Source organism: Streptomyces noursei (genome assembly GCF_001646665.1).
GTDB classification, from domain to species: Bacteria; Actinomycetota; Actinomycetes; order Streptomycetales; family Streptomycetaceae; genus Streptomyces; species Streptomyces lavendulocolor.
Genome location: NZ_LWBU01000369.1, coordinates 106,536 through 131,623, shown reverse-complemented (window position 1 = coordinate 131,623; position 25,088 = coordinate 106,536). Strand labels below are relative to the sequence as shown.

Sequence of the window (25,088 nt, the reverse complement as noted above, 5' to 3'; positions counted from 1 at the left end):
GGTCACCATGGCTCCGCCATGTCTCCCTCCTCCGCCTTGCGATCTCACGCACCGGACACCGCGACCCCCGCCCTCCGGGCGGACGCCGATACTTTGCGGACACTCCCTAGCGAGGGTCAGTCACACCGCAGGGCCCCGGACCGGGTCGGGTCCGGGGCCCTGCGGCGTTATCAAATTGCAAGTTCCTTATCTAACCCTCACCGTGCTACAACAGGTCTACACCAGTTAATGGTGTAGACCACGCGGTGTTGCGCCGCGTTTTCCCGAGACGCCGCCGTCCCCCATTAGACATCAATGTCCCCGGGCGGCGCCTTGCCCACCTGGAGGAACCTGATGTCCACCGCCACCGCCCCCGAGGCGGAGAAGAAGAAGGGCGCCGGCGCGATGGCCGTCCTGCAGCGCATCGGCCGCAGCCTCATGCTGCCGGTCGCCGTGCTGCCGGCCGCGGCGCTCCTGGTGCGTTTCGGCCAGCCGGACATGCTCGGCCGTGAGTCGTTCCCGACGTTCATCACCAAGATCGCGGGCTATATGGCCGCGGGCGGTGGCGCCCTGCTGGACAACATGGCGCTGCTCTTCGCCGTCGGTATCGCGATCGGCTTCGCGAAGAAGTCCGACGGCTCCACCGCGCTGGCCGCGGTCGTCGGCTACCTCGTCTTCAAGAGCGTGCTGGGCACCTTCACCGACAGCAGCCTGCCGAAGAAGCAAGCCATCGTCGACGGCAAGATCGTGATGGTCGAGCAGGCGGTCGACGCCAAGGTGCTCGGCGGCGTGGTCATGGGCCTCATCGTGGCGCTGCTCTACCAGCGCTTCTACCGCACCAAGCTGCCCGACTGGCTGGGGTTCTTCGGCGGCCGCCGCCTGGTCCCGATCCTGTCCGCCTTCGCCGGCCTGATCGCCGGTATCCTCTTCGGCCTGATCTGGCCCTGGCTCGGTGCGGGCCTGCACAACTTCGGTGAGTGGCTCGTCGGCTCCGGCGCCGTGGGCGCGGGCATCTTCGGTGTCGCCAACCGCGCGCTGATCCCGGTCGGCATGCACCACCTGCTGAACTCCTTCCCCTGGCTCCAGGCCGGCGAGTACAACGGCAAGAGCGGCGACATCGCCCGGTTCCTCGCCGGCGACCCGACCGCCGGACAGTTCATGACCGGCTTCTTCCCGATCATGATGTTCGCCCTCCCGGCGGCGTGCCTCGCGATCGTCCACTGCGCCCGCCCCGAGCGCCGCAAGGTCGTCGGCGGCATGATGTTCTCCCTCGCGCTGACCTCCTTCGTCACCGGTGTCACCGAGCCGATCGAGTTCACGTTCATGTTCATCGCGCCGGTGCTGTACGCGGTCCACGCGGTGCTGACCGGTGTCTCCATGGCGCTGACCTGGGCGCTCGGCATGAAGGACGGCTTCGGCTTCTCGGCCGGCGCCATCGACTTCCTGCTGAACCTGGGCATCGCCTCCAACCCGTGGGGCCTGGCCCTGGTGGGCCTCTGCTTCGCGGCGGTCTACTACGCGGTCTTCCGCTTCGCGATCACCAAGTTCAACCTCCCCACGCCGGGCCGCGAGTCCGACGAGGAGCTGGCCGAGCTCCAGAAGGCCGAGGCCAAGTAGCGCACACGCGAAGGCCCCCGGAACCGTCCGCGGTTCCGGGGGCCTTCGCGTTGTGCGCCTACACCTCGTAGACCGCGCCCGCCCGCGCCAGCTCCGACGGGCCGTCGTACACCGCCCGCGCGTCCGCCAGGTTCCGCTCGCCGTCGGTCCACGGCGGGACGTGCGTCAGCACCAGCCGCCCCACCCCGGCGCGCGCGGCGTGCGCTCCCGCCTCGCGGCCGTTGAGGTGCAGCCCGGGGATGTCCTCCTTGCCGTACGTGAACGACGCCTCGCACAGGAAGAGGTCCGCCCCGGCGGCGAGCGCGTCGAGTTCGTCGCAGACACCCGTGTCACCGGAGTACACGAGGGACTTCCCGCCGTGCTCCACGCGGATCCCGTACGCCTCGACCGGGTGGCACACCTTCTCCGTGCGCACCCGGAACGGGCCGAGGTCGAACGAGCCGGACGACAGCGCGTGGAAGTCGAACACCTCGCTCATGGACTTGTCGGACGGCGTGTCCGCGTACGCCGTCGTCAGGCGCTGCTCGGCGCCGTCCGGCGCGTACACGGGGATCGCGGGGCAGCGGCCGCCCTCGTGGCGGTAGTAGCGCGCCACGAAGTACCCGCACATGTCGATGCAGTGATCGGCGTGCAGGTGGCTGAGGAAGATCGCGTCGAGGTCGTACAGACCGATGTGGCGCTGCAGCTCGCCCAGGGCGCCGTTGCCCATGTCGAGGAGCAGCCGGAAGCCGTCGGCCTCTACGAGGTAGCTCGAACAGGCCGATTCCGCGGACGGGAACGACCCCGAGCAGCCGACGACGGTGAGCTTCATGGAGCGTGAACCTCCGTGGAAGGGAGCCGGGCAGGCGCTGACAGGGGAGGTCGTGCGGTTTACCGAGCGTAAGGCGCGGCGCGCCGGGTCGCTCCTCCGCAGTGGCCCCTTGTGGTCGAACTCACCCGCGCTGTCACCGGTTCGGGCGGGTAGCGTCCGGTGCATGGACACGTCCTGGTGGCCGGCGCTCGGCGCCGTCGTGGTGATCGCGCTGGTCGCGGCGGTGTCCGGTGCGACCGGCCGCCGGTGGCCCGGTGCCCGCCCCGGTGGCCGCCCCGCGGGGCGTACGCGTCCCCCGGCGCGGCCCGGCAGGGCGCCGAAGGCGCGGCCCCGGTCGGGAGAGATCTGGTGGGCGGACGTCCCCTACGAGGACGGGCCCGGCTCCAAGGACCGGCCCTGCCTGGTCCTCGCGGTACGCGGGGACACGGCGCTCGTCGCGAAGATCACCAGCCGGTACCGGGACGAGCGGCCGGGCGTGATCGCGCTGCCCCCCGGCGCGGTGGGCGACGCGCGGGGCCGCCCGAGCTTCCTGGAGACGGAGGAGCTGCGGGACGTGCCGCTGCGCCACTTCCGCCGCCGCGCGAGCCGCGTGGACCCCCTGGTCTGGGACCGGGTACGGCACCTGGCGGCGTAGCCCGGAGCACCCACGAGCCGCACCCGGCATCCGGCCCGGGGTGGGGCCGTGCAGGGTCGCCCCCGCAGAGGTCGGCGGCCTCGGGACGGCTCCCGTACCAGTGCCCGGGGCCGCCGGCCTCGAGGAGGTGAGCCCGGAGGGGCACCGCCCCAACCCACCGGGCCTGCCCGTCGCCCACCGGCCTTGTCCGCCGCCCACCGGCCCGCACCCGGCAGGGACCCCCATCGCCCCAGCGGGACGACTGCCCACAACGGGCGCGGGTCGGCGAGCCCTGCGGGACCGATCACTCGGCCGTCAGGCCGTCAGGCCCAGAGCTGGCCGTGGAGCGTCTCGATGGCGGCTTCCGTCGTCGGGGCCGTGTAGACGCCCGTCGACAGGTACTTCCAGCCGCCGTCGGCGACGACGAACACGATGTCCGCGCTCTCGCCCGCCTTGACCGCCTTCTTCCCGACCCCGATCGCCGCGTGCAGCGCCGCGCCCGTCGAGACGCCCGCGAAGATGCCCTCCTGCTGGAGCAGCTCCCTCGTCCGGGTCACCGCGTCGGCCGAGCCGACGGAGAAGCGGGTCGTGAGGACGGAGGCGTCGTACAGCTCGGGGACGAAGCCCTCGTCGAGGTTCCGCAGCCCGTACACCAGGTCGTCGTACCGCGGTTCGGCGGCGACGATCTTCACGTCCGGCTTGTGCTCGCGCAGGTAGCGGCCGACGCCCATCAGGGTGCCGGTCGTCCCCAGCCCCGCCACGAAGTGCGTGACGGACGGCAGGTCGGCCAGGATCTCGGGCCCCGTGGTGGCGTAGTGCGCGCCCGCGTTGTCGGGGTTGCCGTACTGGTAGAGCATCACCCAGTCGGGGTGCTCGGCGGAGAGCTCCTTGGCGACCCGTACGGCCGTGTTGGAGCCCCCGGCGGCGGGGGACGAGATGATCTCGGCGCCCCACATGGCGAGCAGGTCGCGCCGCTCCTGGGAGGTGTTCTCGGGCATCACGCACACGATGCGGTAGCCCTTGAGCCTGGCCGCCATCGCGAGCGAGATGCCCGTGTTGCCGCTGGTGGGCTCGAGGATGGTGCAGCCGGGGGTGAGCCGGCCGTCCTTCTCGGCCTGCTCGATCATGTGCAGGGCGGGACGGTCCTTGATCGAGCCGGTCGGGTTGCGGTCCTCCAGCTTGGCCCAGATGCGCACGTCCGCCGAGGGGGACAGGCGCGGGAGCCGGACGAGAGGGGTGTTGCCGACCGCGGCGAGGGGCGAGTCGTAGCGCATCAGCGCATTCCGCCGGCCACGGCCGGGAGGATCGTGACGTTGTCGCCGTCGGACAGCTTGGTGTTGATGCCCTCCAGGAAGCGGACGTCCTCGTCGTTGAGGTAGACGTTCACGAAGCGGCGCAGCTCGCCGCCGTCGACGATGCGCTCCTGGATGCCGGCGTACCGGGTCTCGAGGTCGGCGAAGAGGTCGGCGAGGGTGTCCCCGCTGCCCTCGACGGCCTTGGCGCCGCCGGTGTGGGTGCGGAGGATGGTCGGGATGCGGACCTCGATGGCCATGGCGTGGGCTCCTGTCGGAAGGGCTGTGTCAGCGGGAGTGCGGGCCGTGCTGCGTGCGCGTGCGGACGGGTGCGCGCACGGGGTGCGGGGGTGGTGCGGGCGTACCGGGGTCGTGCCGGGTGGTGGCGCTCAAACGGCGGCGCAGCGCGGACAGATCGCGCTGGCGAGGCGGCACAGGTCGACGTGCAGCCGCGCCACGAGCAGCACGGTGCCCGGCGTCTGTTCGCTCACGTCGATGGAAACCATGCGGTCATCGTATCGATTCCCGCTCCGCCATTCGGAGTGTGATCCCGCATCGTGGACGTTTTCCGCCCATCATGCGGGACCGGCGCTCAGTAGGCCTCGACGACCTGGACCTCTTCCTCGGTGATCTCGCCGTCGACGATGCGGTACGAGCGGAACTGGAACGGTCCGGCGTCGTCGGTGTCCGCGGTGGAGACCAGCACGTAGTGGGCGCCGGGCTCGTTGGCGTAGGTGACGTCGGTACGGGACGGGTAGGCCTCGGTCGCGGTGTGCGAGTGGTAGATGACGACCGGTTCCTCGTCGCGGTCGTCCATCTCGCGGTAGAGCTTCAGCAGGTCGCCGGAGTCGAACTCGTAGAACGTGGGCGAGCGGGCCGCGTTGAGCATGGGGACGAAGCGCTCGGGGCGGCCGGTGCCGGCCGGGCCCGCGACCACGCCGCAGGCCTCGTCCGGGTGGTCCTCGCGCGCGTGCGCGACGATCTGGTCGTACAGAGCCCGTGTGATGGTCAGCATGGGCATCAGGATAAGCAGAGGGGCCCGCCCGTACCGAGTGGTGGTACGGGCGGGCCCACATGCTGGACGAGCCGTGGTGGCTACCGCTTGAACGCGGCGTTCTCCGGGTTCCGGGACTTCAGGACCAGGTAGGAGACACCGAGCAGCAGGGCCCACAGCGGCGCGCAGTACAGGGAGACGCGCGCGCCCTCGTCGATGCCCATCATCACGATGACCATGCCGATGAACAGCAGGGCGAACCAGCTGGTGAAGGGGGCACCGGGGGCCTTGAACTCCGACTCCGGGGCGTCACCGCGCTTGACGGCGGCGCGGTAGCGGATCTGGGAGACCAGGATCATGATCCAGGCCCACATGCCGGAGATGGTGGCGAACGAGACGACGTACTCGAAGGCCTTGCCGGGGGCGACGTAGTTGATCCACACGCCCACGAGCATCAGCGCCGCCGAGAAGGCGGTGCCGATCAGCGGGGTGCCGGACTTCGTCAGCCGGGTGAAGACCTTCGGACCCTGGCCGTTGAGGGCGAGGTCGCGCAGCATGCGGCCGGTGGAGTACATGCCCGAGTTGCAGGAGGACAGGGCGGCGGTGAGCACCACGAAGTTGACGATCGCGGCGCCGACGCCGAGGCCCATCTTCTCGAAGGCGGCGACGAACGGCGAGACGCCCGGCTGGAAGTGCGTCCACGGCACGACCGACAGGATCATGATCAGCGCGCCGACGTAGAAGACGGCGATGCGCCACGGGACGGTGTTGATGGCCTTCGGCAGGGTGACCTTGGGGTCCTTGGACTCGCCGGCGGTGACGCCGACCAGCTCCACCGCGAGGAAGGCGAACATCACGATCTGGAGGGTCATCAGCGTGCCGCCGATGCCCTTGGGGAAGAAGCCGCCCTCGGACCAGAGCATGGTCATGGAGGCGGTGTCCGCGGCGTCGGAGAAGCCGATGGTGAGGATGCCGGCGCAGATCAGGATCATGCCGATGATGGCGGTGACCTTGATCATCGAGAACCAGAACTCCAGCTCGCCGAAGAGCTTCACGGAGATCAGGTTGGCGCCGAAGAGGATGACGGTGAAGGCCAGGGCCGAGATCCACTGCGGGATGTCCCACCAGTACGTCATGTACGTGGCCGCGGCGGTGACCTCGGTGATGCCGGTGACGACCCAGAAGAGCCAGTACGTCCAGCCGGTGACGAACCCCGCGAAGGGGCCGACGAACTCACGGGCGTACTCCGCGAAGGAGCCCGAGACGGGGCGGTACATGAGCAGCTCGCCCAGCGCCCGCATGATGAAGAAGATGACGAGACCCGCGATGGCGTACGCCAGGATGAGGCTCGGTCCGGCCTTGGAGATGGCCTTGCCCGCGCCGAGGAAGAGCCCGGTGCCGATGGCTCCGCCGATCGCGATCATCTGGATCTGACGGGCTCCGAGGCCCCGCTGGTAGCCCTCGCCGGACGCGGACTCCGCGGCCTCACTGCCGTCGTGGTGCTGATCGACCTGCACTGAGGTCATGGTTGGTGCGCCTTTCTCCACGCTGCTCCGCGTCGCTCGCACTGGACTGCGCGTGACTGCGGACCAGGTCCTGATCCCCCCGGATATGGATGGAGTGCCGCCGGCGGTCTGCCGGCCTGCGCGCACCCGGGAGACAGGGGTGGCGTCCCCGGGCGGTCGTGAAGATTTATCACGGTCGCAACAGTGATCGACGCGGGCGGGTGTGGCGCACCACACAGGAAGAAGCGGACAAGCAGCCCATACACCCACGAGGCGGGGCGTGCTGGTGATCCGATCGTTATCCGGATTTGAGCGTCCGCTGAGCGAACGAAGGTCACATCAGGGTCTCGACGAGCGTCTCCTGGAGGGCGCCCAGCCACAGGTACGCCATGACCATCGGCTTGCGGGGGTCGGAGTCGGGCAGCCGGTAGAGCGCCTCGTTCTCGTCGTCGTCCTTGACCTCCAGCCGGGTGCCGATGGTCAGCCGCAGGTCGTTGAGGGCGCCCAGCCAGTGGCGGGCCTCGTCGGCGGTGAGCTCCAGGACCGCGCCGCGCCCGCCGGCCGCGTCGAGCAGGTCGAGGCTGCGCACGACGGCGAGGGCGTCCTCGCGCTTGCGGGCGCGGAGGTCGTTCTCGGTGTAGCGGCGGAACTCGGCGGAGGCGGCCCGCAGCTCGTCGTCGCCGTCCCCGTACGCGTCGGGGAAGAGGCGCGCCAGCGCCGGGTCGGCGGGCGGCTCGCTGGGGCCCTCGCGGAACAGCTCGGCCAGCGGGTCCTCGCCCTTGGGCGGCACCTCGCCGGGGCCGATCAGCTCCAGGAGCTGGACCGCCAGGGAGCGGAGGATGGAGATCTCGACCTCGTCGAGCGGGACGGCCGCGCCGCCGCCGGGCAGCGCCTCGAAGTGCCCGCTCATCAGCCGCGGTCCTGGGAGAGGGTCGCCCACAGGCCGTAGCCGTGCATGGCCTGCACGTCCCGTTCCATCTCCTCGCGGGTGCCGCTGGAGACCACGGCCCTGCCCTTGTGGTGCACGTCCAGCATCAGCTTGTGCGCCTTGTCCTTTGAGTAGCCGAAGTACGCCTGGAAGACGTAGGTGACGTAGCTCATGAGGTTGACCGGGTCGTTGTGGACGATCGTCACCCAGGGCACGTCGGGTTCGGTGACGGCGAAACCTTCTTCGGCCGCTTCGGTGCGTTCGATCTCTGCGGGAGCAACACTCACCCAGCCAATGCTGCCACTCGGGGTGGGGGGTCGCACAAACAGGGTCCGAGAAATCGTCAGAGTGACGAGTATTCGGGGTAGCATCGTCGTATGAATGCTGCGGATCTCGGGCTGCCGGTGGACGTGCCGTCCACGGCGCTCTTCACCGACCAGTACGAGCTGACGATGCTGCAGGCGGCGCTGCGGGGCGGCACGGCCGACCGGCGGTCGGTCTTCGAGGTGTTCACCCGGCGGCTGCCGGAGGGCCGGCGCTACGGCGTGGTCGCCGGCACCGGCCGGGTCCTCGACGCCGTGGAGAACTTCCGCTTCGACGCGGGCGTCCTGGGCTTCCTCCGGGAGCGGGGCATCGTCGACGAACCGACGCTGGCCTGGCTCGCGGACTACCGCTTCGGCGGCGACATCTGGGGCTACCCCGAGGGCGAGGTGTACTTCCCCGGCTCGCCGATCCTGCGGGTCGAGGGCTCCTTCGCGGAGTGCGTGCTGCTGGAGACCGTGGTCCTGTCGATCCTCAACCACGACTCGGCGATCGCCGCCGCCGCCTCCCGGATGTCCGCCGCGGCCGGGGACCGGCGCCTGATCGAGATGGGCGCCCGGCGCACCCACGAGCTGTCCGCCGTCGCCGCGGCCCGCGCCGCGTACGTGGGCGGCTTCTCCTCCACCTCCGACCTCGCCGCGGGCTTCCGCTACGGCATCCCGACGGTCGGCACGTCCGCGCACGCGTTCACCCTGCTGCACGACACCGAGCGGGACGCCTTCCGGGCGCAGGTCGAGTCGCTGGGCCGGGGCACGACGCTGCTCGTCGACACCTACGACGTGGCCGAGGCCGTGCGCACGGCCGTGGAGGTGGCCGGTCCGGAGCTGGGCGCGGTGCGCATCGACTCGGGCGACCTACTGCTGGTCGCGCACCGGGTGCGGCAGCAGCTGGACGAGCTGGGCGCGCACGACACGAAGATCGTCGTCACCTCGGATCTCGACGAGTACGCCATCGCGTCGCTGGCGGCCGCGCCGGTGGACGCGTACGGCGTCGGGACGCAGCTGGTGACCGGCAGCGGGCACCCGACGTGCTCGATGGTCTACAAGCTCGTCGCCCGCGCCGAGTCCGCCGACCCGAGGGCGCCGCTGCACTCGGTGGCCAAGAAGTCGCTGGGCGGCAAGGCGTCCGTGGGCGGCCGCAAGTGGGCGGCCCGGCGCGTCGACGCGGACGGGGTGGCCGAGGCGGAGGTCGTCGGCACCGGTCCGGTGCCGGCCGCTCTCGCGGACCGGCAGCTGCTGGTCGAGCTGGTCAAGGGCGGCGACGTGGTGGCGCGCGAGCCGCTGGACGCCGCCCGGGAGCGGCACCTGGCGGCCCTCGCCAGGCTGCCGATGTCCGCGATCCAGCTGTCGCGGGGCGAGGCCGTCATCCCCACCGAGTACGTCTGACCCCGGGGCCGCGGGGCGGCCGGGGCCCGCGGGCGGCCCGGCCGTCCGGGACCGGGCCCGGCGGGAAGGGGCGACCCCCTCCCGCCGGGCCGGGTAACTCTCTACGCTCGGTGCCATCCCCGGGAACGACGCCCGAACGCCCGACCGACCGATCCCCCACCGAAGGACAACCGCCATGCACCGCGCACTGATCGTCGTCGACGTACAGAACGACTTCTGCGAAGGCGGCAGCCTCGCGGTGACGGGCGGCGCGGACGTCGCCGCCGCGATCACGGACCTGGTCGGCGAGGCGGCCGGGGCGGTGTACCAGCACGTGGTGGCCACCCGGGACCACCACATCGACCCGGGCGCCCACTTCTCGGAGGAGCCGGACTTCGTGGACTCCTGGCCGAGGCACTGCGTGGCCGGTACGGAGGGCGTGGGCTTCCACCCGAACTTCGCGCCGGCGGTCGCCTCGGGCGCGATCGACGCGGTGTTCGACAAGGGTGCGTACGCGGCGGCCTACAGCGGCTTCGAGGGCACCGACGAGAACGACGTCCGGCTGGCCGACTGGCTGCGGGAGCGGGAGGTCACCGAGGTGGACGTGGTGGGCATCGCCACCGACCACTGTGTGCGCGCCACCGCCCTGGACGCCGCCCGGGAGGGCTTCCGCACCCAGGTGCTGCTGGACCTGACCGCGGGTGTCGCGGAGGAGACCACCGCGCGGGCGCTGCGGGAGCTGCGGGCGGCGGGCGTCGAGCTGACCGGCAAGCCGGTGGTCTGACCGGGCGCCCCGCCGGTGGCGGGGCGCCCGCCGGCAGCGCGGTCAGGAGGCGCTGGGGGCGCCCCAGGCACGGGACTGGGGCAGCAGGGCGCGGATGGGGTGCCAGAGCTCGGTGTGGGCCTCCGGGACCGTGCGCCAGAGCAGCCCGTCGGGGTGGTGGAGCACCGCCGTGACCTCGTCCGGCGTGGGCGGGTGGGTGTTGCCCCGCAGGTAGACCGCGCGCAGTCCGAGGTTCCGCAGCCGGGTCAGGGCGCGGGCGCGGTTCGCGGCGTGGACCAGGACGCGGACCGTGGAGCCGTCGCCGACCGGGTTGGGCAGGCTGAGCGCGACCACGACCTTGCCTCCGGGCAGCTTGGTGAAACCTCCGCCGGGCATGCTGAACAACTCCCCCGTGAGATGGTGTGTCAATAAGAATGGGTCACCACGCACCTAAACAGAATCGGCCGCCGCCCGCTAGGGGGCGACGGCCGATCATGCTGTGACCTGCTGCGATGCCGGTTACTTGGTCGAAGGTCCGACCTGGACCGTGATCGTCTGGCCGTTGGTCGGCTGCTTCACGATCGCGATCTTGGTGTTGGTGTCAGTGACCTTGACGCCCGCACGCGGGTTCGAGTCGTACCAGTAGACGCCCTTGCGGTCGTCGAACACCGGCACACCGCGCTGCGACGCGATCTTGGCCTCGACGCCCGCCTTGTGGAGGGTGATCCCGTTCGTCCGGTACAGGCTGAACGGCGAGTCGTAGGCCTGGATGCGGTTGCGCATCAGCGTGCCGTCGGCCCACTTCGTCGGGGTGGCGTGCGCGTCGACCGGCAGGATCAGGCCCTGGCCCGGGTGGACGGCGGTGTTGTTGTCCTTCTGGGAGGTGTCCCACTGCCAGACCAGCAGACCGGTCTGGTACGGGTAGTGCTCCACCCAGGAGTCCATCGGCGCCGCGAAGCCGAAGTTGTACGGGCCGACCTTCAGGGTCTTGTCGTACGAGACGTACTGGCGGTTCTCGGCGATGTAGTACTGCTCGTACTCGTTGGTGAAGGACTCACCGATCCGCGAGAAGCCCTTCGCGGTCCAGCCGTTGTCGTCGCCCTCGGCGTTGTCCGCGAAGACCGCGGCACCGTCGGCGGTCAGCGTGATGGAGTCGGCCGTGAAGCCCTTGCCGCCCGCACCGCCGTCGGTCTGGTAGCGGAAGCGGAGGTCGAACTTCTTGCCGGCGTACGCGTCGAGCGAGTACACGAGCTTCTGGAAGCCGCCGGAGACGTCCGTCAGGGCCGGGGCGCCGCTGGCGTCGGCCGGGATGGCCTTGCCGTCGGCCGTGCCCGCCAGGGCGGTCCACTGCTTGCCGCCGTCGGTCGACACCTCGGTGTAGAGGTAGTCGTAGTCCTTCTCGATGTCCCACCAGCCGTCGAGCGTCAGCTCGGCCTTGCTCCTGCCGGTGAGGTCCACGGAGCGGGTGAGGGTGTTCTTGAGGTCGTCACCCATGTCGCTCCACCACTGCTTGGAGCCCTCGGCGGGCTTCACGACCGCGGTGGAGACCTTCTTCTTCGGCAGCTCGACGACGAGCGCCTGCGGGTTCTTGGTGTTGTACTCCGCGACGCCCAGCGTGTGCTTGGACTTGGTGGCGGCCTTGGCCTTCTCGTAGTTGAGCCAGCCCAGCTGCAGCTTGTCCCAGGCGGTCATGTCGCCCGGCAGGTCGCCGATCTCGTTCTTGCCCGTGCCCAGCCAGGAGCCGGACGACATCAGGGACCAGAAACCGGTCGAGTTCTCGGCGCCGGGGCGGCCGGAGGTGTCGTACAGGTCCGGCAGGCCCAGGTCGTGGCCGTACTCGTGCGCGAAGACGCCGAGGCCGCCGTTCTCGGGCTGCATGGTGTAGTCGCCGACCCAGATGCCGGTGTCGCCGATCTGGGTGCCGCCGGCCTTGTTCTGCGCCGGGCCGGTCTTGCCGGCGTCGGTGCCGTACGCGTACCAGCGGTGGGCCCACAGCGCGTCGCCGCCCTGGGCGCCGCCGCCCGCGGACTCGTCCTCGCCCGCGTGGACGATCTGGAAGTGATCGATGTAGCCGTCGGCCTCGTTGAAGTTGCCGTCGGCGTCGAAGTCGTAGCGGTCCCACTGGTCGTACTGGGCCAGCTGCGCCTTGATCTCGGCGTCGGTCTTGCCGGCCGCCTTCTGCTGCGCGGTCCACGCGGTCACACCGTCGCGGACGGCGTCCCAGACGTTGGAGCAGTTGCTGTTGCCGCAGTAGTTCGAGCCGTAACGGGCCTCGTTGTACTCGACCTTGACCCAGTCGGAGACCGCGCCGTCGACCGAGTAGCGGCCGGAGGAGGTCTTCTCGTAGTAGGTCGTGAGGGACTGCTTCTGCTGACCGGTCTTCTTGTCCTTGCCGGTGCCGAAGTACAGGTCCTGGAAGTGCTGCTGGTTGTAGTCCTTCTGCCAGGCCGTCGAGTTGTCCTTCGAACGGTCCGGCTCGGCTATCCGGTTGTGCAGCGGACCGGGCGTGCCGCCGAACTTCGGCTTGAGCGTGTGGTCGTCGCCGTCGTCCGCGCGGTCGACGAGCGTGGTGTTGTCGACCTTGTCGCCGAACTCGACCAGGATCGTGAAGATCTTGTCGGTCTTCTCGCGGCCCAGCTCGACGTACTTCTTGTCGTCGAGCTTGACGACCTTGGAGGCACCCCTGCGCTCCACCGTGAGGTCGCCCGCGAGCACCTGCTCCAGAGCCGCTTCGCGCGCCTGGGCCTGCTGCTTGCTGAACGGGCCGTCGAGGTCGTGGTCGACCTTGGCGGCGTGGTCGTGCCCGGGGGCACCGTGCCCCGCGTCGTGCGCGCCCGGAGCCGGGTCATGGCGCTCGATGCCGTTGGTGGGGCGGTTGTCGGCCTGGGCCGTCGTGAAGGCCGAGGCCGTCGCGGCGGTGGCGGCCAGCGCCACGAACACCGCTGAGGCCCTGAAGGCCCGTCGTCTGCTGGTCACTTGATCTTGTCCTCCCCGCGCCCGCGAACCGCGGATGGGGGGTCGATGTGATATCCGCGTGCGGTGTCGCGCCACAAGTGACGACATTCGACCGGAGAATGACGCGAAAAGACAGATCTTGACTTGCACAGGCCAAGTGCTCTATGTGAACAGACCGATCCGCATTGCGAACAGCCCGGCCGGCCCGGTGACGGCGAGGAACGGCCAGGTCACCCGGCCGAGGGACCCACGTGCACCGTCAGCGACGAACCGTTCGGCGGCTGGTCCGCGATCGTGATCCGGGTGTTGGTGTCCGTGGTCCGCACCCCGCCGAACTCGTTCTCGGCGTACCAGTACACCCCCGTACGGTCGTCGAAGGTCGGATTGCCCGGGTGCGGCGGGATCTGCTGAGGAACACCCCGCTTGTGCAGGGTGAAGCCGGGCGCCGGGTGGCGGCTGAACGCCGCGTCGTACGGAGTGATCTTGTTCGACATCAGGGTGCCGTCCGCCCACGTCATCGGCCGCGGATGCGCGTCCACCGGCAACAGCAGCCCCTGGCCCGGGTGGTCGGTGACGTTGTTGTCCCGCTGGGAGGTGTCCCACTGCCAGATCATCAGACCCGGCCGGTAGGCGTAGTGCTCCACCCAGTTGTCCCGGGGCTTGGGGAAGCCGAAGTGGTACGGCCCCGTCTCCAGCGTCCTGTCGTAGGAGACGTACTGCCGGTTCTCCGCGACGTAGTACTGCGGGTAGTCACCGGTGACCGCCTCGCCCACCCGCGCGAAGCCGCGCGCCGTCCAGCCCGCCCCGTCCCGTGTCTCGGCGTCGTCCGCGAACAGCGTGGCACCGTCCGCCCGCACCGTGATGTTGTCCGCCGCGAACCCCTTGCCGGCCACCCCGCCGTCCGTCCGGTAGCGGAACCGCAGGACGATCCGCTTCCCCGCGTACGCGTCCAGGGGGTAGACCAGCTTCCGGTACGCCCCCGAGACCCCGGTGAGGGCCGGCTTGTCACCGCCGTCCCGGGTGATCGCCTCCCCGTCGGCCGTACCGTCGAGCGCCTTCCAGCTCTCCCCGCCGTCCGCGGACACCTGCGTGTACAGGTAGTCGTAGTCCTTCTCGATGTCCCACCAGCCGTCCAGCCTCAGCTCGGCCCCCTTCCGGCCGGTGAGGTCGACCGTCCGGGTCAGCGTGTGCGACAGGCTGTCGCCGTGGTCGCTCCACCACTGCCCCGCTCCCCCGGCCGGCCGCACCACCGGCGTGGTCACCCTCTTCGACGGCAGCTCCACCACCAGCGCCTGCGGCAGATCGGTGTTGTACGCGGAGACGCCCAGCGTGTGCGACGACGGGGTGGCCGCCTCGGCCCGCTCGTAGTTGAGCCAGCCCAGCTGGAGCTTGTCCCAGGCCGTCATGTCCCCCGGCAGGTCCCCGATCGCCTGCTCGCCCCTGCCGAGCCACGAGCCGGACGACATCAGCGACCAGAAGCCGACCGAGTTCTCCACACCCGCCACGTTGTTGGTGTCGTACAGGTCCGGCAGCCCCAGGTCGTGGGCGTACTCGTGGGCGAAGACCCCGAGCCCGCCGTTCTCCGGCTGCATCGTGTAGTCCCCCACCCAGACGCCCGTGTCGCCGATGGCCACGCCGCCCGCCCGGAACCCGGCCGGGCCCGTGTCCCCGTCGTCCCTGCCGTACGCGTAGCCCCGGTGCGCCCACAGCGCGTCCGGCCCCTGCGCGCCGCCGCCCGCCGAACCGTCCTCGCCCGCGTGCACGATCTGGAAGTGGTCGATGTAGCCGTCCGGCTCGTTGAAGTTCCCGTCGTTGTCGTGGTCCGTACGGTCCCACTCGTCGTACCGCGCCACCTGCGCCCGGATCTGGGCGGGGGTCCGGCCCTCGGCCCGGCGGCCGGCGACCCAGGCGGCCACCCCGTCGAAGACCAGGTCCTCCACGTTGGGGCAGTTGTTGCCGCCGCAGTAGTTCGAGCCGTACCGCGCCTCGTTGTACTCGACGCGCACCCAGTCGGAGACCTCGCCCTCCACGGAGTAACGCCCCGACGAAGCCCTCTCGTAGTACGTCCTCAGCGACTCGACCCCCTCACCCTCCCCGAAGTACAGCCGCCGGTAGTGCTCGCGGTCGTAGTCCGCCCGCCAGTCGGTCGAGTTGTCGCTCCGGCGGTCCGGCTCGGGGATCCGGTTGTGCAGCGGCCCCGGCGTACCGCCGTACTTGACGACGGGGGGCTTCGGGCCGCCCGGGCCGTCCGGGTCGTACATCGTGGTGTCGTCGACCCGGTCCCCGAACTCCACCAGGATCGTGAAGATCTTGTCCGTGCGCTCCCGCCCCAGCTCCACGTACTTGCGGTCGCCGAGCTTCACCACCTTCGAGCCGCCGCGCCGCTCCACCTTCGCCCGCCCGCTCAGCACCTGCTCCAGCGCCACCTGCCGCTGCTGCCGCTGCCGGGCGCTGAACGGCCCGTCGATCACGTGCCCGTCGTGCCTCCCCTCGGCCGCGCCGTACGCGGCTTCGTCGTGCACGGGTGCGGTGGTGGAGGGGACCGACGCGGCGGGTGTGGCCACGGCCACCGCGGCCAGCACGGCGACGACGCCCAACACGGCCTTGAAATACGTCACTTGATACGGTCCTCCCCTGCGTATCGCGTCAACGGGCGCCGACTTCAGGCCATATGGCATAGGCCGTGATGCTGTGCGCCCCCCATGCACCGGTACCGTGGGTTAGGTCACGCTTACTACCGGTTCCTCTCGGGCATCCACCGTCGTAGAGTCATATGTCAGTGCGACCGAGCGTGATCCCCATCCGGTGCTCCAGCTTCGAGGACGGAACCCGCCATGCCGCGTCCGACCGCCGCACAGCTCGCCTACGGTTCGGCCACCGTCGTCTTCGCGACCGTCGCCATGCTGCTGCTCTCCGGCACCACCACCGCGGTGGGTGTCGCGCTGATCGGGCTGGCCGCGCTCGCGCTCGGCCTGCTGGTCGCGGTGACGCTGCCCGTGCCCGCCGCCCGCCGCCGCACGACGTACACCCCGGCCCGGCCGCCGGTCCCGGCCGAGCGCAGGGAGCACTCACTGCGTCGCTGACACGACGACGGTTCTGGCCGCCTTGTCGTGCAGGCCCTGCTTGTACGGCTTGTCGACCAGGATGAGGATCAGCAGCAGCAGCGGCCACAGGCAGGCGCAGCAGATCAGCGCGGGCAGCCACAGCACCACCGCCCGGGTCAGCGCCGCGCTCGTGTTCGGCACGCTGCCGTCGTTGAGCATCGCCACCCGCAGGCCCAGCAGCCGTTTGCCGATCGTCTGGCCGTGCCGCTTGCTGGTCATGAGGGTGTCGTAGGCGACGTACGCCACGATCGTGATGAGCTGGAAGACCCACTGCCCACCGTCGTTGGTGTTCTGCCACACCTCCGCCAGATCGTCCTGGTCGGACACCCTGGCATAGATGTTGAACGGGATGCCGATGAGCGCCAGGGGTACGGCGATGATGATCCAGTCGATCAGCCGGGCGAGGATGCGCCGGCCCGAGTCGGCGAGCGGCGGCATCCCCGCGAGCGGGTCGGCCCCGCCGTAGCCGTAGGGCCCGCCGCCGTACGGACCGCCGCCGGGACCGCCGGGACCGCCTCCGCCGTACGGACCACCGCCGCCGTACGGGCCGCCTCCGTACGGGCCGCCGCTGCCGGGGGCGCCGGGGCCGGGGGCGCCGGGGCCTCCGCCGTACGGGTCGCCGCCGCCCCCGTACGGGCCCTGTCCGCCGTACGGGTCGCCGCCGCCCGGGGGTGGGGGCGGCGGCGCGGGCGGCGGCTGGGGGCCGTCTTCCTGCGGCTTCTTGCGGAACGGATCGTCGTCGGGGGGCTGCTGACCGGACGCCGGCGGTTCGTGGCTCATGTGGGCAGTGCATCCCGGCCGGCGGGCCCCCGCAAACGATCACCGGCCGTTCGGGCTACCCCCTACCGCCCGGCCACGAAGGTGTGGGCGGCCTTGTCGTGCCAGCACTGCCGCCAGGGGCGGTCGAACAGGCACCACACCACGTTGACCACACCGACCACCAGGACTCCCAGCACCCCGTAGACCAGCCACCGCCGCAGCGCGGCACCGAACGGCGGAGGCTCGTGGGACTCGATGTCCCGCACCTCGAGCCCCATCAGCTTCTTGCCCAGCGTCCGGCCCCACTTGGCGGTCGGCAACGCCTCGTACAGCACGCCCAGCACCAGCAGCGCGGCGAGCGCGATGCCGAAGTACGTCGAGGTCGTGCCGTCCAGGAGCCAGACGGTGACCGTCTCGCCGGACCGCTTGGCCTGCTCGATCTTGCCGTCGATGTGGTCGAGCGCCTTGGAGACGAACGGCACGGCGACGGCCCCCACGGCGGCCCCGAGGACCAGCGTGTCGATCAGCCGGGCCGCGAACCGCTTGCCGAGCCCGGCCGGGCGCGCGGCGGCCTGGGCCTGCGCGGCCGCCAGGAACGGGTCGTCGACCGGCGGCTTCCACGGCAGGACCGGCTGCTGCGAGTGCGCCTGCGGGACAGCCGCCCGGTCCGGCGCCTGGGCCTCCGGACGGGCGAGCTGGTGCACCTGCTGCGCCCAGGACGACGCGCCGCCGCCCGGGCCGTCGGTGACCGGCGCGGCGGGGGCGACGGGGGCGGCCGCGGGAGCCGGGGCAGGGGCCTGGGCTGGTGCCTGGGCGGCGGGGGCGGGCGCGGGCATGGGGACGGCCGCGGGCGCCTGGGCGGCGGGTGCGGGGTGCGCGGCCGGGGCTGCCGGGGCCGCCGGGTGCGGCTGCGCCGGGGCCTGCGGGGTGCCCGGGGCCTCGGGCGCGAGGGCGCGGATGGTCATCGTGCCGTCGGCGGGCCGCTCGGGCCCGGGCGCCGGCTGCGGCTTCACCGCGCGGATGGTGACCGTGCCCTCGGGGCCCGCCGCCTTCGCCGGCTCGGGCTCCACGTTCCGTACGCCGGGCAGCGCGCCGCCGGTCGGGTCGGCGGCCGGGCGGCGCGGGTCCTGGCCGGTCTCGGCCCCCCAGGAGACGCGGCGGTCGCGGTCGCCGCCGAACCCGGTCTGGCGCGAGGCGTCCGCCTGCCACACGGACGCGGGCTCCGGCTCCGGCCGGCCGTCGGCGCCGGGCTCCTCCTCGTCGAAGAAGACCGGCCCGGTCTCCTCCACCGAAGGCGTCGGCGCGGCGGCCGGGACGGGTGCGGGTGCCTGCGACGGGACGGAAGCGGCAGGGACCGGCGGCGTCGCCTCACCGTCCTTGGGCGCGGGACGGCTCGTCCCGGGCACCCAGGCGGCACCGTTCCAGAACCGGATATATCCCGGAATGGACGGGTCGGGGTAGTAGCCGGGCGTGGGGCTGCCGTCGCCGGTTGCCGGGGTTGGGGCGCTCATCACCGTGGTCCCGTATCTCCTCGAGGCCTCAATTCAAGGCACCACATCTACCAGACCGCCGAGCAACCCCGAACCGGTCCGTCCACAACGACCACGTTCCGATCACACCTGTGTTACGGAGAGGCAGGCCCGGTTCTTTTCCAAAAAGTCGCGTCATGACGGGCCGCGAAGCCCCTCTCCCAGGGTGCGGCCCGCCCCAGGGCCCCGTGGAGAGAAGGGAACCGTCCCATGCAGCACACCCTCGTCGAACGCGACCTGGAACTCGCCCTGGTGCTGTCGCCCGAGCGCAGCGTCCCCGTCCCCGCACGGCTGACCTACCGCACGGACGACCCGTACGCCGTGCACATCGTCTTCCACGTCGGCTCCGAACACCCCGTGCACTGGACCTTCGCCCGCGAGCTGCTGGTCGAGGGGGTGTTCCGGCCGTGCGGCCACGGCGACGTGCGGATCTGGCCGACCACCCTCGACGGGCGGCGCGTCGTCCTGCTGGCGCTGTCCTCACCGAACGGCGAAGCGCTGCTGGAGGCCCCGGCGTGCACGGTGTCCGCCTGGCTGGAGCGGGCGCTGCTGGCGGTGCCGCCCGGCTCGGAGGCGGAGCAGCTCGGCCTGGACGACGGGCTGGCCGAACTGCTCGCCTGAGGGAGCGGTCAATCGATCACGTAGGTGTGGGTGATGAATTCGATCGAGTGGCCGTCGGGGTCGTCGATGTAGACGCCGCGGCCGCCGAAGTGGTGGTTGATCCGCTGCGGTTCATGATGGTGCGGGTCCGCCCAGTACGGCAGTCCGCGCTCCTGGATCCGCCCGAAGATCGCGTCGAACTCGTCCTCCGCGACGAGGAAGGCGAGGTGCTGCGGGACGATCCGGGGCGCGTCGTCGTCGAGGTAGTCGAGGGTGACGCCGTTCTCCAGGGGAACGCTGGCGAAGGGACCGAAGGGCTTCGGCTCCGGCGCGTCGATCAGTCCGGTGAGGAAGCGGGCGGCGGCGAAGCGGTCGCGGCTGCGGACGATGGTGTGGTCAAGGCGTGCTGGCACGGCTCCTCCTTCGGCGGTGCCCTCACGCTATGCGGACGGCCGTGTCCGTTCCATCGGACATCCGGCCTAGGCCCGCGGTCCCGGCGGGAGCCGGTCGTCCGGCGGACCGGCCCCCGCCGTCCGCGCGCCGCCAACGCGCCTCCGGCGCGGTGCACTTGGGCCGGGGTGGGGATGAGTCCCGGGCGGGTCGCTCCTGTGCGTGGCACTGGCGGAGGGGCGGGTGCCCGGAGGGGCGGGGGCTTGGTGGGCGGGGGCTTGGTGGGCGGTGCCATTGCACGGCAGTGGAGCCTCAGAAGACCTTGCCGGGGTTGAGGATGCCGAGAGGGTCGAAGGTGTGCTTGATGCCCCGCTGCAACTCAAGGCCGACCGGCCCCAGTTCTCGGGCCAGCCACTCCTTCTTCAGTACGCCGACGCCGTGTTCGCCCGTGATGGTCCCGCCCAGCTCCAGACCGAGCGCCATGATCTCGTCGAACGACTCGCGGGCGCGCCGCGATTCACCGGGATCGGTGTGGTCGAAGCAGACGACGGGGTGGGTGTTGCCGTCGCCCGCGTGCGCGCAGACGCCGATGGTCAGGTCGTACTTCGCCGCGATGGCCGCCGTGCCGTCGAGCATCGCGGCGAGCCGGGAACGCGGTACGCAGACGTCGTCGATCATCGTGGCCGACGCGACCGCCTCCAGGGCGGTCAGCGCCATCCGGCGGGCCTTCAGCAGCATCTCCGACTCGGCCGCGTCCTCGGCCGGCACCACCTGCGTCGCGCCGGCGGCCGTGCACAGCTCGCCCACGGCGGCCAGGTCGGCGGCCGGGTCGGGGGTGTCGAACGCGGCGAGCAGCAGGGCCTCGGTCGACTCGGGCAGGCCCATCCGGCCCAGCCGGTTGACCGCCCGTACCGTCGTACGGTCCATGAGTTCGAGCAACGAGGGGGTGTGGCCGCGCTCCATCACCGCGCAGACGGCGTCGCAGGCGGCGGACGCCGACGGGAACTCCGCCGCCAGGACGAGCTGCCGCGGCGGCTTCGGGCGCAGCGCCAGCACGGCCCGCACGACGATGCCGAGGGTCCCCTCGGAGCCGACGAACAGCCGGGTCAGGTCGTACCCGGCGACACCCTTGGCGGTACGGCGGCCGGTGGACAGCAGCCGGCCGTCGGCGAGGACGACGTCCAGCCCCAGGACGTACTCCGCCGTCACGCCGTACTTGACGCAGCACAGGCCGCCCGAGGCGGTGCCGATGTTGCCGCCGATGGTGCACATCTCCCAGCTGGAGGGGTCCGGCGGGTAGTACAGCCCGTGCTCGCCGACCGCGCGGGACAGGGCGGCGTTGACGACGCCCGGCTCGACCACCGCGATCCGGTCGACCGGGTCGATCTCCAGGATCCGGTCCATCCGGGTGAGGGAGAGCACGACGCAGCCCTCGGAGGCGTTCGCCGCACCCGACAGGCCGGTCCTGGCACCCTGCGGGACGACCGGCACGCGCAGTGCGGTCGCCGTGCGCATGACGTGCTGGACCTGCTCCGTGGTGCTCGGCAGGACCACCACGGCGGGCGAGCCCGCTTCGCAGAAGCTCGCCATGTCGTGGGCGTAGGAGGCGGTGACGTCCGGGTCCGTCAGGAGGGCCTCCGGCGGGAGGCCGGCCCGGAGGCGGGTCAGCAGGTCGTCCATGATCCCAGCCTGGCACCCGGGGCCATCGGTGTGAACCCGCCGGGCGATCGGCTCCGCATCCGCCGGGTGGCTCGTCGTCCCGACGCGCCCCGTGCCGCACAGTGACCGCATGAAGACGGAACGGGTCCCACGGATCGTCCTCGGTGCGGGCGCGGGCGCGGCGCTGGTCGGCGCCGTCGCCCTGTTCGTGCCGGCCGGCCTCGGCGGGCAGGCGCCCGCCCCCGCCCCCGGCGCCGTCGCCCGGGCGGTGTCGGCGGCGCGGGCCGGCGCGCAGGCGTCGCTGCCCGAGCTGGCCGCGCTCATCGGAGACCGCGAGAAGTGGCTGCGGGCCCACCCGGGCGACGACGCGTCGTGGGCGGTACTGGGCGGCGCGTACGTCGAGCGGGGCGCCCGCAGCGGCGACACCGCCTCGTTCGCACGCGCCGAGAAGGCGCTGGAGCGGTCCCTGGCCGCCTGGCCGGCCCGGAAGGGGAACGTGGACGCGCAGCTCGGTCTGGGCTCCCTGGCGAACGCGCGGGGCGACTTCCGGGCGGCGCGGAAGTGGGGCGAGGCGGTGCGGAAGTCCTCGCCGCGGCGGTGGCAGGCGTACCCCGTGCTCATCGACGCCTACAACGGGCTCGGCGACTACGTGTCGGCCGGGCGTGCCATGGAGCGGCTCCGGACACTGCGGTCGGGCGCACCCGCGCTGTCCCGCGCCTCGCTGGTCTTCCGCGACCGGGGCTGGCGCGAGGACGCGTCGGCGCTGGCGTACGACGCCGTGGCGCTGGCCGCCACCCCGGCGGAGAAGGCCGCGTGCCTGGTGCGGCTCGGCGACCTCGCGTGGGAGCGCGGCGAGCCCGCGGAGGCGCTGGCCTCCTACGGCCCGGCGCTGCGGCTGGTGCCCGGGCACGCCCCGGCGCTGGCCGGACGGGCGCGCGCGCTGGCCGCGCTGGGCCGGACCGACGAGGCGCTGCGGGACTACGGGGCCGCGCTGAAGGCGCAGCCGCTGCCGCAGTACGCCCTGGAGGCGGGCGAGCTGTACGAGTCGCTGGGCCTGGACGAGGACGCGCGGACGCAGTACGAGGTGCTGCGCGTGCGCGCCACCGAGGCGGCGGCACACGGGGTGAACGGGGCGCTGGTGCTGGCCCGCTACGAGGCGGACCACGGCAGCCCGGACGCCGCCGTGCGGCGGCTGCGCGCCGAGTGGGCGAAGGGACACCGGTCGGTGCACGTCGCAGACGCGCTCGGCTGGGCGCTGTACCGGGCGGGGAGGCACGAAGAGGCCCTGCCGTACGCCACGAGGGCGACGGAACAGGGGTTGCGGAGCGCGCTGTTCGCCTACCACCGGGGCCGGATCGAGCGGGAGCTGGGCGAGTGGGGGCCGGCACGGCGGCACCTCGCCGAGGCGCTGCGGATCAACCCGCACTTCTCGCCGCTGCTGGCGCCGAAGGCGCGCCGGGCGCTGGCCGCGCTGGGCGAGCCGGCGGAGGGCGGGTACGCCGCCGGGGGGCCGGGGCGGGGGGATGGGGCGCCGCGGGGCGGGGCGTCCGCGTGGCGGTCGCCGTCGCCTTAGCGGTCGCCGTCGTCCGGAGGGGAGCGGTGACGCCCCGGGTGTGCGCTCGGCGCCGGTGGGGCGGGGCGGGGCCCCTCCGGGCTCACCTCCTCGCGGTCGGCGGGGAACCCGTGCGCGGATGGGCACCGCCCGACGCCGCCAACCGCTGCGGGGGCGACCCTGCACGGCCCCGCCCGGCCGTCGCGCGGCTGCGGGAAGGGGGGTGGTGACGTCACCGAGTGTCGTCGCGCGGCTGCGGGCCGGAGGGCGAGGCATTACCGGGTGCTGTCGTGCGGCTGCGGAGCGGGGGCGGGGATGTCGCCGAGTGCCGTCGCGCGGCTGCGGGACGGGGGCCGTCGCGCGGCTGTGGGACAGGGGCGCCCCTGTACGGCCCCGCCCGGCCGTCGTGCGGCTGCGGGCCGGAGGGCCGGGGCGTCGCCGGGGGCCGTTGTGCGGGCCGCGGGGGGCTGTGCCCGGTGCCGTGGGGCGGCTGGGGCGGTGGGGCCTTGCGGGGGCGCCGGGCCGCTTGTGGTCGCGGGGGCGCCCCCTTGGGGCGCCGGCCGCCCGGCACCCCGTACCGGGCGGTCGGTGTACCCGGGTGCTACAGGTTGCCGCGCTTCGCCTGCTCGCGCTCGATCGCCTCGAAGAGCGCCTTGAAGTTGCCCTTGCCGAAGCCCATCGACCCGTGGCGCTCGATCATCTCGAAGAACACCGTCGGGCGGTCCTGGACCGGCTTGGTGAAGATCTGCAGCAGGTAGCCGTCCTCGTCGCGGTCGACGAGGATCTTCAGCTCGCGCAGGATCTCCACGGGCACGCGGGTCTCGCCGGCCCACTCGCCGAGGGTGTCGTAGTACGAGTCGGGGGTGTCGAGGAACTGGACGCCCGCGGCCCGCATGGTGCGGACGGTGTGGACGATGTCGTTCGTGGCGAGGGCGATGTGCTGGACACCGGCGCCGCCGTAGAACTCCAGGTACTCGTCGATCTGCGACTTCTTCTTCGCGATCGCCGGCTCGTTGATCGGGAACTTCACCTTCAGGGTGCCGTCGGCGACGACCTTCGACATCAGGGCCGAGTACTCGGTCGCGATGTCGTCGCCCACGAACTCCTTCATGTTCGTGAAGCCCATGACCTTGTTGTAGAAGGCCACCCAGTCGTTCATCTTCCCGAGCTCGACGTTGCCGACGCAGTGGTCGATGGCCTGGAAGGTGCGCTTGGCGGGCGGCTCGACGATCGGGGAGGCGGTGACGAAGCCGGGGAGGTACGGGCCGTCGTAGCCGGAGCGGTCGACGAGGGTGTGGCGCGTCTTGCCGTACGTGGCGATGGCGGCGAGGACGACGGTGCCGTGCTCGTCCTTCACCTCGTACGGCTCGGTGAGGCCGGTGGCGCCCTGCTCGACGGCGTAGGCGTACGCCTTGCGCGCGTCCGGCACCTCGATGGCGAGGTCCACGACGCCGTCGCCGTGCTCGGCGACGTGCTCGGCGAGGAAGCGGCCCCAGTCGGTGGACGGCTTGATGACGGAGGTGAACACGAAGCGCGCGCCGCCGTTGGCCAGGACGTAACTGGCGGTCTCGCGGCTGCCGTTCTCCGGTCCGGAGTAGGCGACGAGCTTCATGCCGAAGGCCGTGGAGTAGTAGTGCGCGGCCTGCTTGGCGTTGCCGACGGCGAACACGACCGCGTCCATCCCCTTCACCGGGAAGGGGTCGGCCTGCCGGGCGGTGTCGGGGGTGTGGGAGATGGTCTCAGTCATGGCGGCAGGCTCTCTCCGATCGGCAAGGTGCGCAATAGTTCGCGCGGGGACTGGGCAATCCGACCAGTGGATGGGCAGGATGGGCGGACGTTCTGTACAGGGTGACCACTGGAGGGCCGCTGTGGCGATCGATCATCTGGACGGCAGGCTCATCGCCCTGCTGGCGCGCGAGCCGCGCATAGGGGTCCTGGAGGCCTCGCGCCGGCTGGGCGTGGCCCGCGGCACGGTGCAGGCCCGGCTGGACCGGCTTCAGTCGAACGGAGTCATCCGGGGATTCGGTCCCGAGGTCGATCCGGCGGCACTGGGATACCCCGTCACCGCGTTCGCCACGCTGGAGATCAAGCAGGGGCAAGGCGCCGACGTGCGGGAGCACTTGGCGGGTGTTCCGGAGGTGCTGGAACTGCACACCACGACCGGGCACGGGGACATGCTGTGCCGGCTGGTGGCCCGGTCGAACGCCGATCTCCAGCGGGTGATCGACCGGGTCGTCGGTTTCGATGGCATCGTGCGGGCGTCCACGGCGATCGTCATGGAGAACCCCGTACCCCTGCGGATCATCCCGCTGGTGGAGCAGGCCGCGTCGGAGGAGTGAGACGAGGGAGCGCG

General features: G+C 71.9%; 24 protein-coding genes. 8 read left to right on the top strand and 16 right to left on the bottom strand.

The window, feature by feature from the left end:
* The first annotated feature begins 333 nt into the window (after nucleotides 1-333).
* Nucleotides 334-1,596 carry a PTS transporter subunit EIIC gene (locus tag A4V12_RS27925; protein ID WP_064072214.1) on the top strand — a complete coding sequence of 421 codons (1,263 nt, stop codon included), beginning with the start codon at nucleotides 334-336 and terminating at the stop codon, nucleotides 1,594-1,596.
* A gap of 58 nt (nucleotides 1,597-1,654) precedes the next feature.
* Here the strand turns inward: A4V12_RS27925 and A4V12_RS27920 are convergent, their stop codons facing one another.
* Nucleotides 1,655-2,407 carry an MBL fold metallo-hydrolase gene (locus A4V12_RS27920; protein WP_064072213.1) on the bottom strand — a complete coding sequence of 251 codons (753 nt, stop codon included), beginning with the start codon at nucleotides 2,405-2,407 and terminating at the stop codon, nucleotides 1,655-1,657.
* Between the two features lie 163 nt (nucleotides 2,408-2,570).
* On the opposite strand from A4V12_RS27920, the gene A4V12_RS27915 reads away from it, so the two are divergent.
* Nucleotides 2,571-3,041 carry a type II toxin-antitoxin system PemK/MazF family toxin gene (locus tag A4V12_RS27915; RefSeq protein WP_064072212.1) on the top strand — a complete coding sequence of 157 codons (471 nt, stop codon included), beginning with the start codon at nucleotides 2,571-2,573 and terminating at the stop codon, nucleotides 3,039-3,041.
* Nucleotides 3,042-3,343: 302 nt separating this feature from the next.
* Here A4V12_RS27915 and A4V12_RS27910 read toward each other — a convergent pair whose 3' ends face one another.
* From A4V12_RS27910 to clpS, 7 genes are all read right to left on the bottom strand, one after another.
* The gene (locus A4V12_RS27910) at nucleotides 3,344-4,294 is read right to left on the bottom strand and encodes a PLP-dependent cysteine synthase family protein (RefSeq protein WP_064072211.1); all 951 of its coding nucleotides are present in this window, start codon (nucleotides 4,292-4,294) and stop codon (nucleotides 3,344-3,346) included.
* Entirely contained in the window at nucleotides 4,294-4,572 is a 279-nt protein-coding gene (locus A4V12_RS27905) for a MoaD family protein (RefSeq protein WP_064072210.1), read from the bottom strand. The genes A4V12_RS27910 and A4V12_RS27905 overlap by 1 nt, the downstream gene beginning before the upstream one ends.
* Nucleotides 4,573-4,701: 129 nt before the next feature.
* The gene (locus A4V12_RS39835) at nucleotides 4,702-4,818 is read right to left on the bottom strand and encodes a putative leader peptide (RefSeq protein WP_344427954.1); all 117 of its coding nucleotides are present in this window, start codon (nucleotides 4,816-4,818) and stop codon (nucleotides 4,702-4,704) included.
* Between the two features lie 86 nt (nucleotides 4,819-4,904).
* Nucleotides 4,905-5,327, bottom strand: coding sequence for a Mov34/MPN/PAD-1 family protein (locus tag A4V12_RS27900; protein WP_064072209.1), 423 nt, complete (start codon nucleotides 5,325-5,327; stop codon nucleotides 4,905-4,907).
* A gap of 80 nt (nucleotides 5,328-5,407) precedes the next feature.
* Nucleotides 5,408-6,832: an amino acid permease gene (locus tag A4V12_RS27895; protein ID WP_064072208.1), complete on the bottom strand. Its 1,425-nt coding sequence runs from the start codon at nucleotides 6,830-6,832 to the stop codon at nucleotides 5,408-5,410.
* 313 nt (nucleotides 6,833-7,145) lie between these two features.
* Nucleotides 7,146-7,721, bottom strand: coding sequence for a DUF2017 domain-containing protein (locus A4V12_RS27890; RefSeq protein WP_064072207.1), 576 nt, complete (start codon nucleotides 7,719-7,721; stop codon nucleotides 7,146-7,148).
* Entirely contained in the window at nucleotides 7,721-8,026 is a 306-nt protein-coding gene (gene clpS, locus A4V12_RS27885; RefSeq protein WP_064072206.1) for an ATP-dependent Clp protease adapter ClpS, read from the bottom strand. The genes A4V12_RS27890 and clpS overlap by 1 nt, the downstream gene beginning before the upstream one ends.
* Before the next feature lie 90 nt (nucleotides 8,027-8,116).
* On the opposite strand from clpS, the gene A4V12_RS27880 reads away from it, so the two are divergent.
* Together A4V12_RS27880 and A4V12_RS27875 are read left to right on the top strand one after the other, a co-directional pair.
* Entirely contained in the window at nucleotides 8,117-9,445 is a 1,329-nt protein-coding gene (locus tag A4V12_RS27880) for a nicotinate phosphoribosyltransferase (protein ID WP_064072205.1), read from the top strand.
* A gap of 175 nt (nucleotides 9,446-9,620) precedes the next feature.
* Nucleotides 9,621-10,208: a nicotinamidase gene (locus A4V12_RS27875; protein ID WP_064072204.1), complete on the top strand. Its 588-nt coding sequence runs from the start codon at nucleotides 9,621-9,623 to the stop codon at nucleotides 10,206-10,208.
* A gap of 42 nt (nucleotides 10,209-10,250) precedes the next feature.
* On the opposite strand, the gene A4V12_RS27870 is transcribed toward A4V12_RS27875, so the two are convergent.
* The 3 genes from A4V12_RS27870 to A4V12_RS27860 form a co-directional block, all read right to left on the bottom strand.
* On the bottom strand, nucleotides 10,251-10,583 hold the full coding sequence (locus A4V12_RS27870; RefSeq protein WP_064072203.1) for a hypothetical protein: 333 nt from the start codon (nucleotides 10,581-10,583) through the stop codon (nucleotides 10,251-10,253).
* Nucleotides 10,584-10,706: 123 nt separating this feature from the next.
* Nucleotides 10,707-13,163 carry an immune inhibitor A domain-containing protein gene (locus A4V12_RS27865; RefSeq protein WP_064072202.1) on the bottom strand — a complete coding sequence of 819 codons (2,457 nt, stop codon included), beginning with the start codon at nucleotides 13,161-13,163 and terminating at the stop codon, nucleotides 10,707-10,709.
* A gap of 209 nt (nucleotides 13,164-13,372) precedes the next feature.
* On the bottom strand, nucleotides 13,373-15,760 hold the full coding sequence (locus tag A4V12_RS27860) for an immune inhibitor A domain-containing protein (protein ID WP_064072201.1): 2,388 nt from the start codon (nucleotides 15,758-15,760) through the stop codon (nucleotides 13,373-13,375).
* A 216-nt stretch (nucleotides 15,761-15,976) separates the two neighbouring features.
* On the opposite strand from A4V12_RS27860, the gene A4V12_RS27855 reads away from it, so the two are divergent.
* Nucleotides 15,977-16,225, top strand: a complete 249-nt coding sequence (locus tag A4V12_RS27855; RefSeq protein WP_064072200.1) for a hypothetical protein — start codon at nucleotides 15,977-15,979, stop codon at nucleotides 16,223-16,225.
* Here A4V12_RS27855 and A4V12_RS27850 read toward each other — a convergent pair.
* Both A4V12_RS27850 and A4V12_RS27845 read right to left on the bottom strand, forming a co-directional pair.
* Nucleotides 16,211-17,026, bottom strand: a complete 816-nt coding sequence (locus A4V12_RS27850; RefSeq protein WP_064072199.1) for an RDD family protein — start codon at nucleotides 17,024-17,026, stop codon at nucleotides 16,211-16,213. The genes A4V12_RS27855 and A4V12_RS27850 overlap by 15 nt on opposite strands.
* Nucleotides 17,027-17,088: 62 nt before the next feature.
* Nucleotides 17,089-18,516, bottom strand: coding sequence for an RDD family protein (locus tag A4V12_RS27845; protein ID WP_064072198.1), 1,428 nt, complete (start codon nucleotides 18,514-18,516; stop codon nucleotides 17,089-17,091).
* A 228-nt stretch (nucleotides 18,517-18,744) separates the two neighbouring features.
* Between A4V12_RS27845 and A4V12_RS27840 the strand changes: the two genes are divergently transcribed.
* Nucleotides 18,745-19,155 (top strand): SsgA family sporulation/cell division regulator, encoded by a 411-nt coding sequence (locus A4V12_RS27840; protein ID WP_064072197.1) that lies wholly within the window; start codon nucleotides 18,745-18,747, stop codon nucleotides 19,153-19,155.
* Between the two features lie 8 nt (nucleotides 19,156-19,163).
* Here the strand turns inward: A4V12_RS27840 and A4V12_RS27835 are convergent, their stop codons facing one another.
* Both A4V12_RS27835 and A4V12_RS27830 read right to left on the bottom strand, forming a co-directional pair.
* Nucleotides 19,164-19,547, bottom strand: a complete 384-nt coding sequence (locus A4V12_RS27835) for a VOC family protein (protein ID WP_064072196.1) — start codon at nucleotides 19,545-19,547, stop codon at nucleotides 19,164-19,166.
* Nucleotides 19,548-19,836: 289 nt separating this feature from the next.
* Nucleotides 19,837-21,204 carry an FAD-binding oxidoreductase gene (locus tag A4V12_RS27830; RefSeq protein ID WP_064072195.1) on the bottom strand — a complete coding sequence of 456 codons (1,368 nt, stop codon included), beginning with the start codon at nucleotides 21,202-21,204 and terminating at the stop codon, nucleotides 19,837-19,839.
* Between the two features lie 109 nt (nucleotides 21,205-21,313).
* On the opposite strand from A4V12_RS27830, the gene A4V12_RS27825 reads away from it, so the two are divergent.
* Nucleotides 21,314-22,756, top strand: coding sequence for a tetratricopeptide repeat protein (locus tag A4V12_RS27825; protein ID WP_064072194.1), 1,443 nt, complete (start codon nucleotides 21,314-21,316; stop codon nucleotides 22,754-22,756).
* Between the two features lie 580 nt (nucleotides 22,757-23,336).
* On the opposite strand, the gene hppD is transcribed toward A4V12_RS27825, so the two are convergent.
* Entirely contained in the window at nucleotides 23,337-24,482 is a 1,146-nt protein-coding gene (hppD, locus tag A4V12_RS27820) for a 4-hydroxyphenylpyruvate dioxygenase (RefSeq protein ID WP_064072193.1), read from the bottom strand.
* 121 nt (nucleotides 24,483-24,603) lie between these two features.
* Between hppD and A4V12_RS27815 the strand changes: the two genes are divergently transcribed.
* Complete coding sequence (locus tag A4V12_RS27815) at nucleotides 24,604-25,074, top strand: Lrp/AsnC family transcriptional regulator (RefSeq protein ID WP_064072192.1); 471 nt, start codon at nucleotides 24,604-24,606, stop codon at nucleotides 25,072-25,074.
* Nucleotides 25,075-25,088 lie beyond the last annotated feature (14 nt).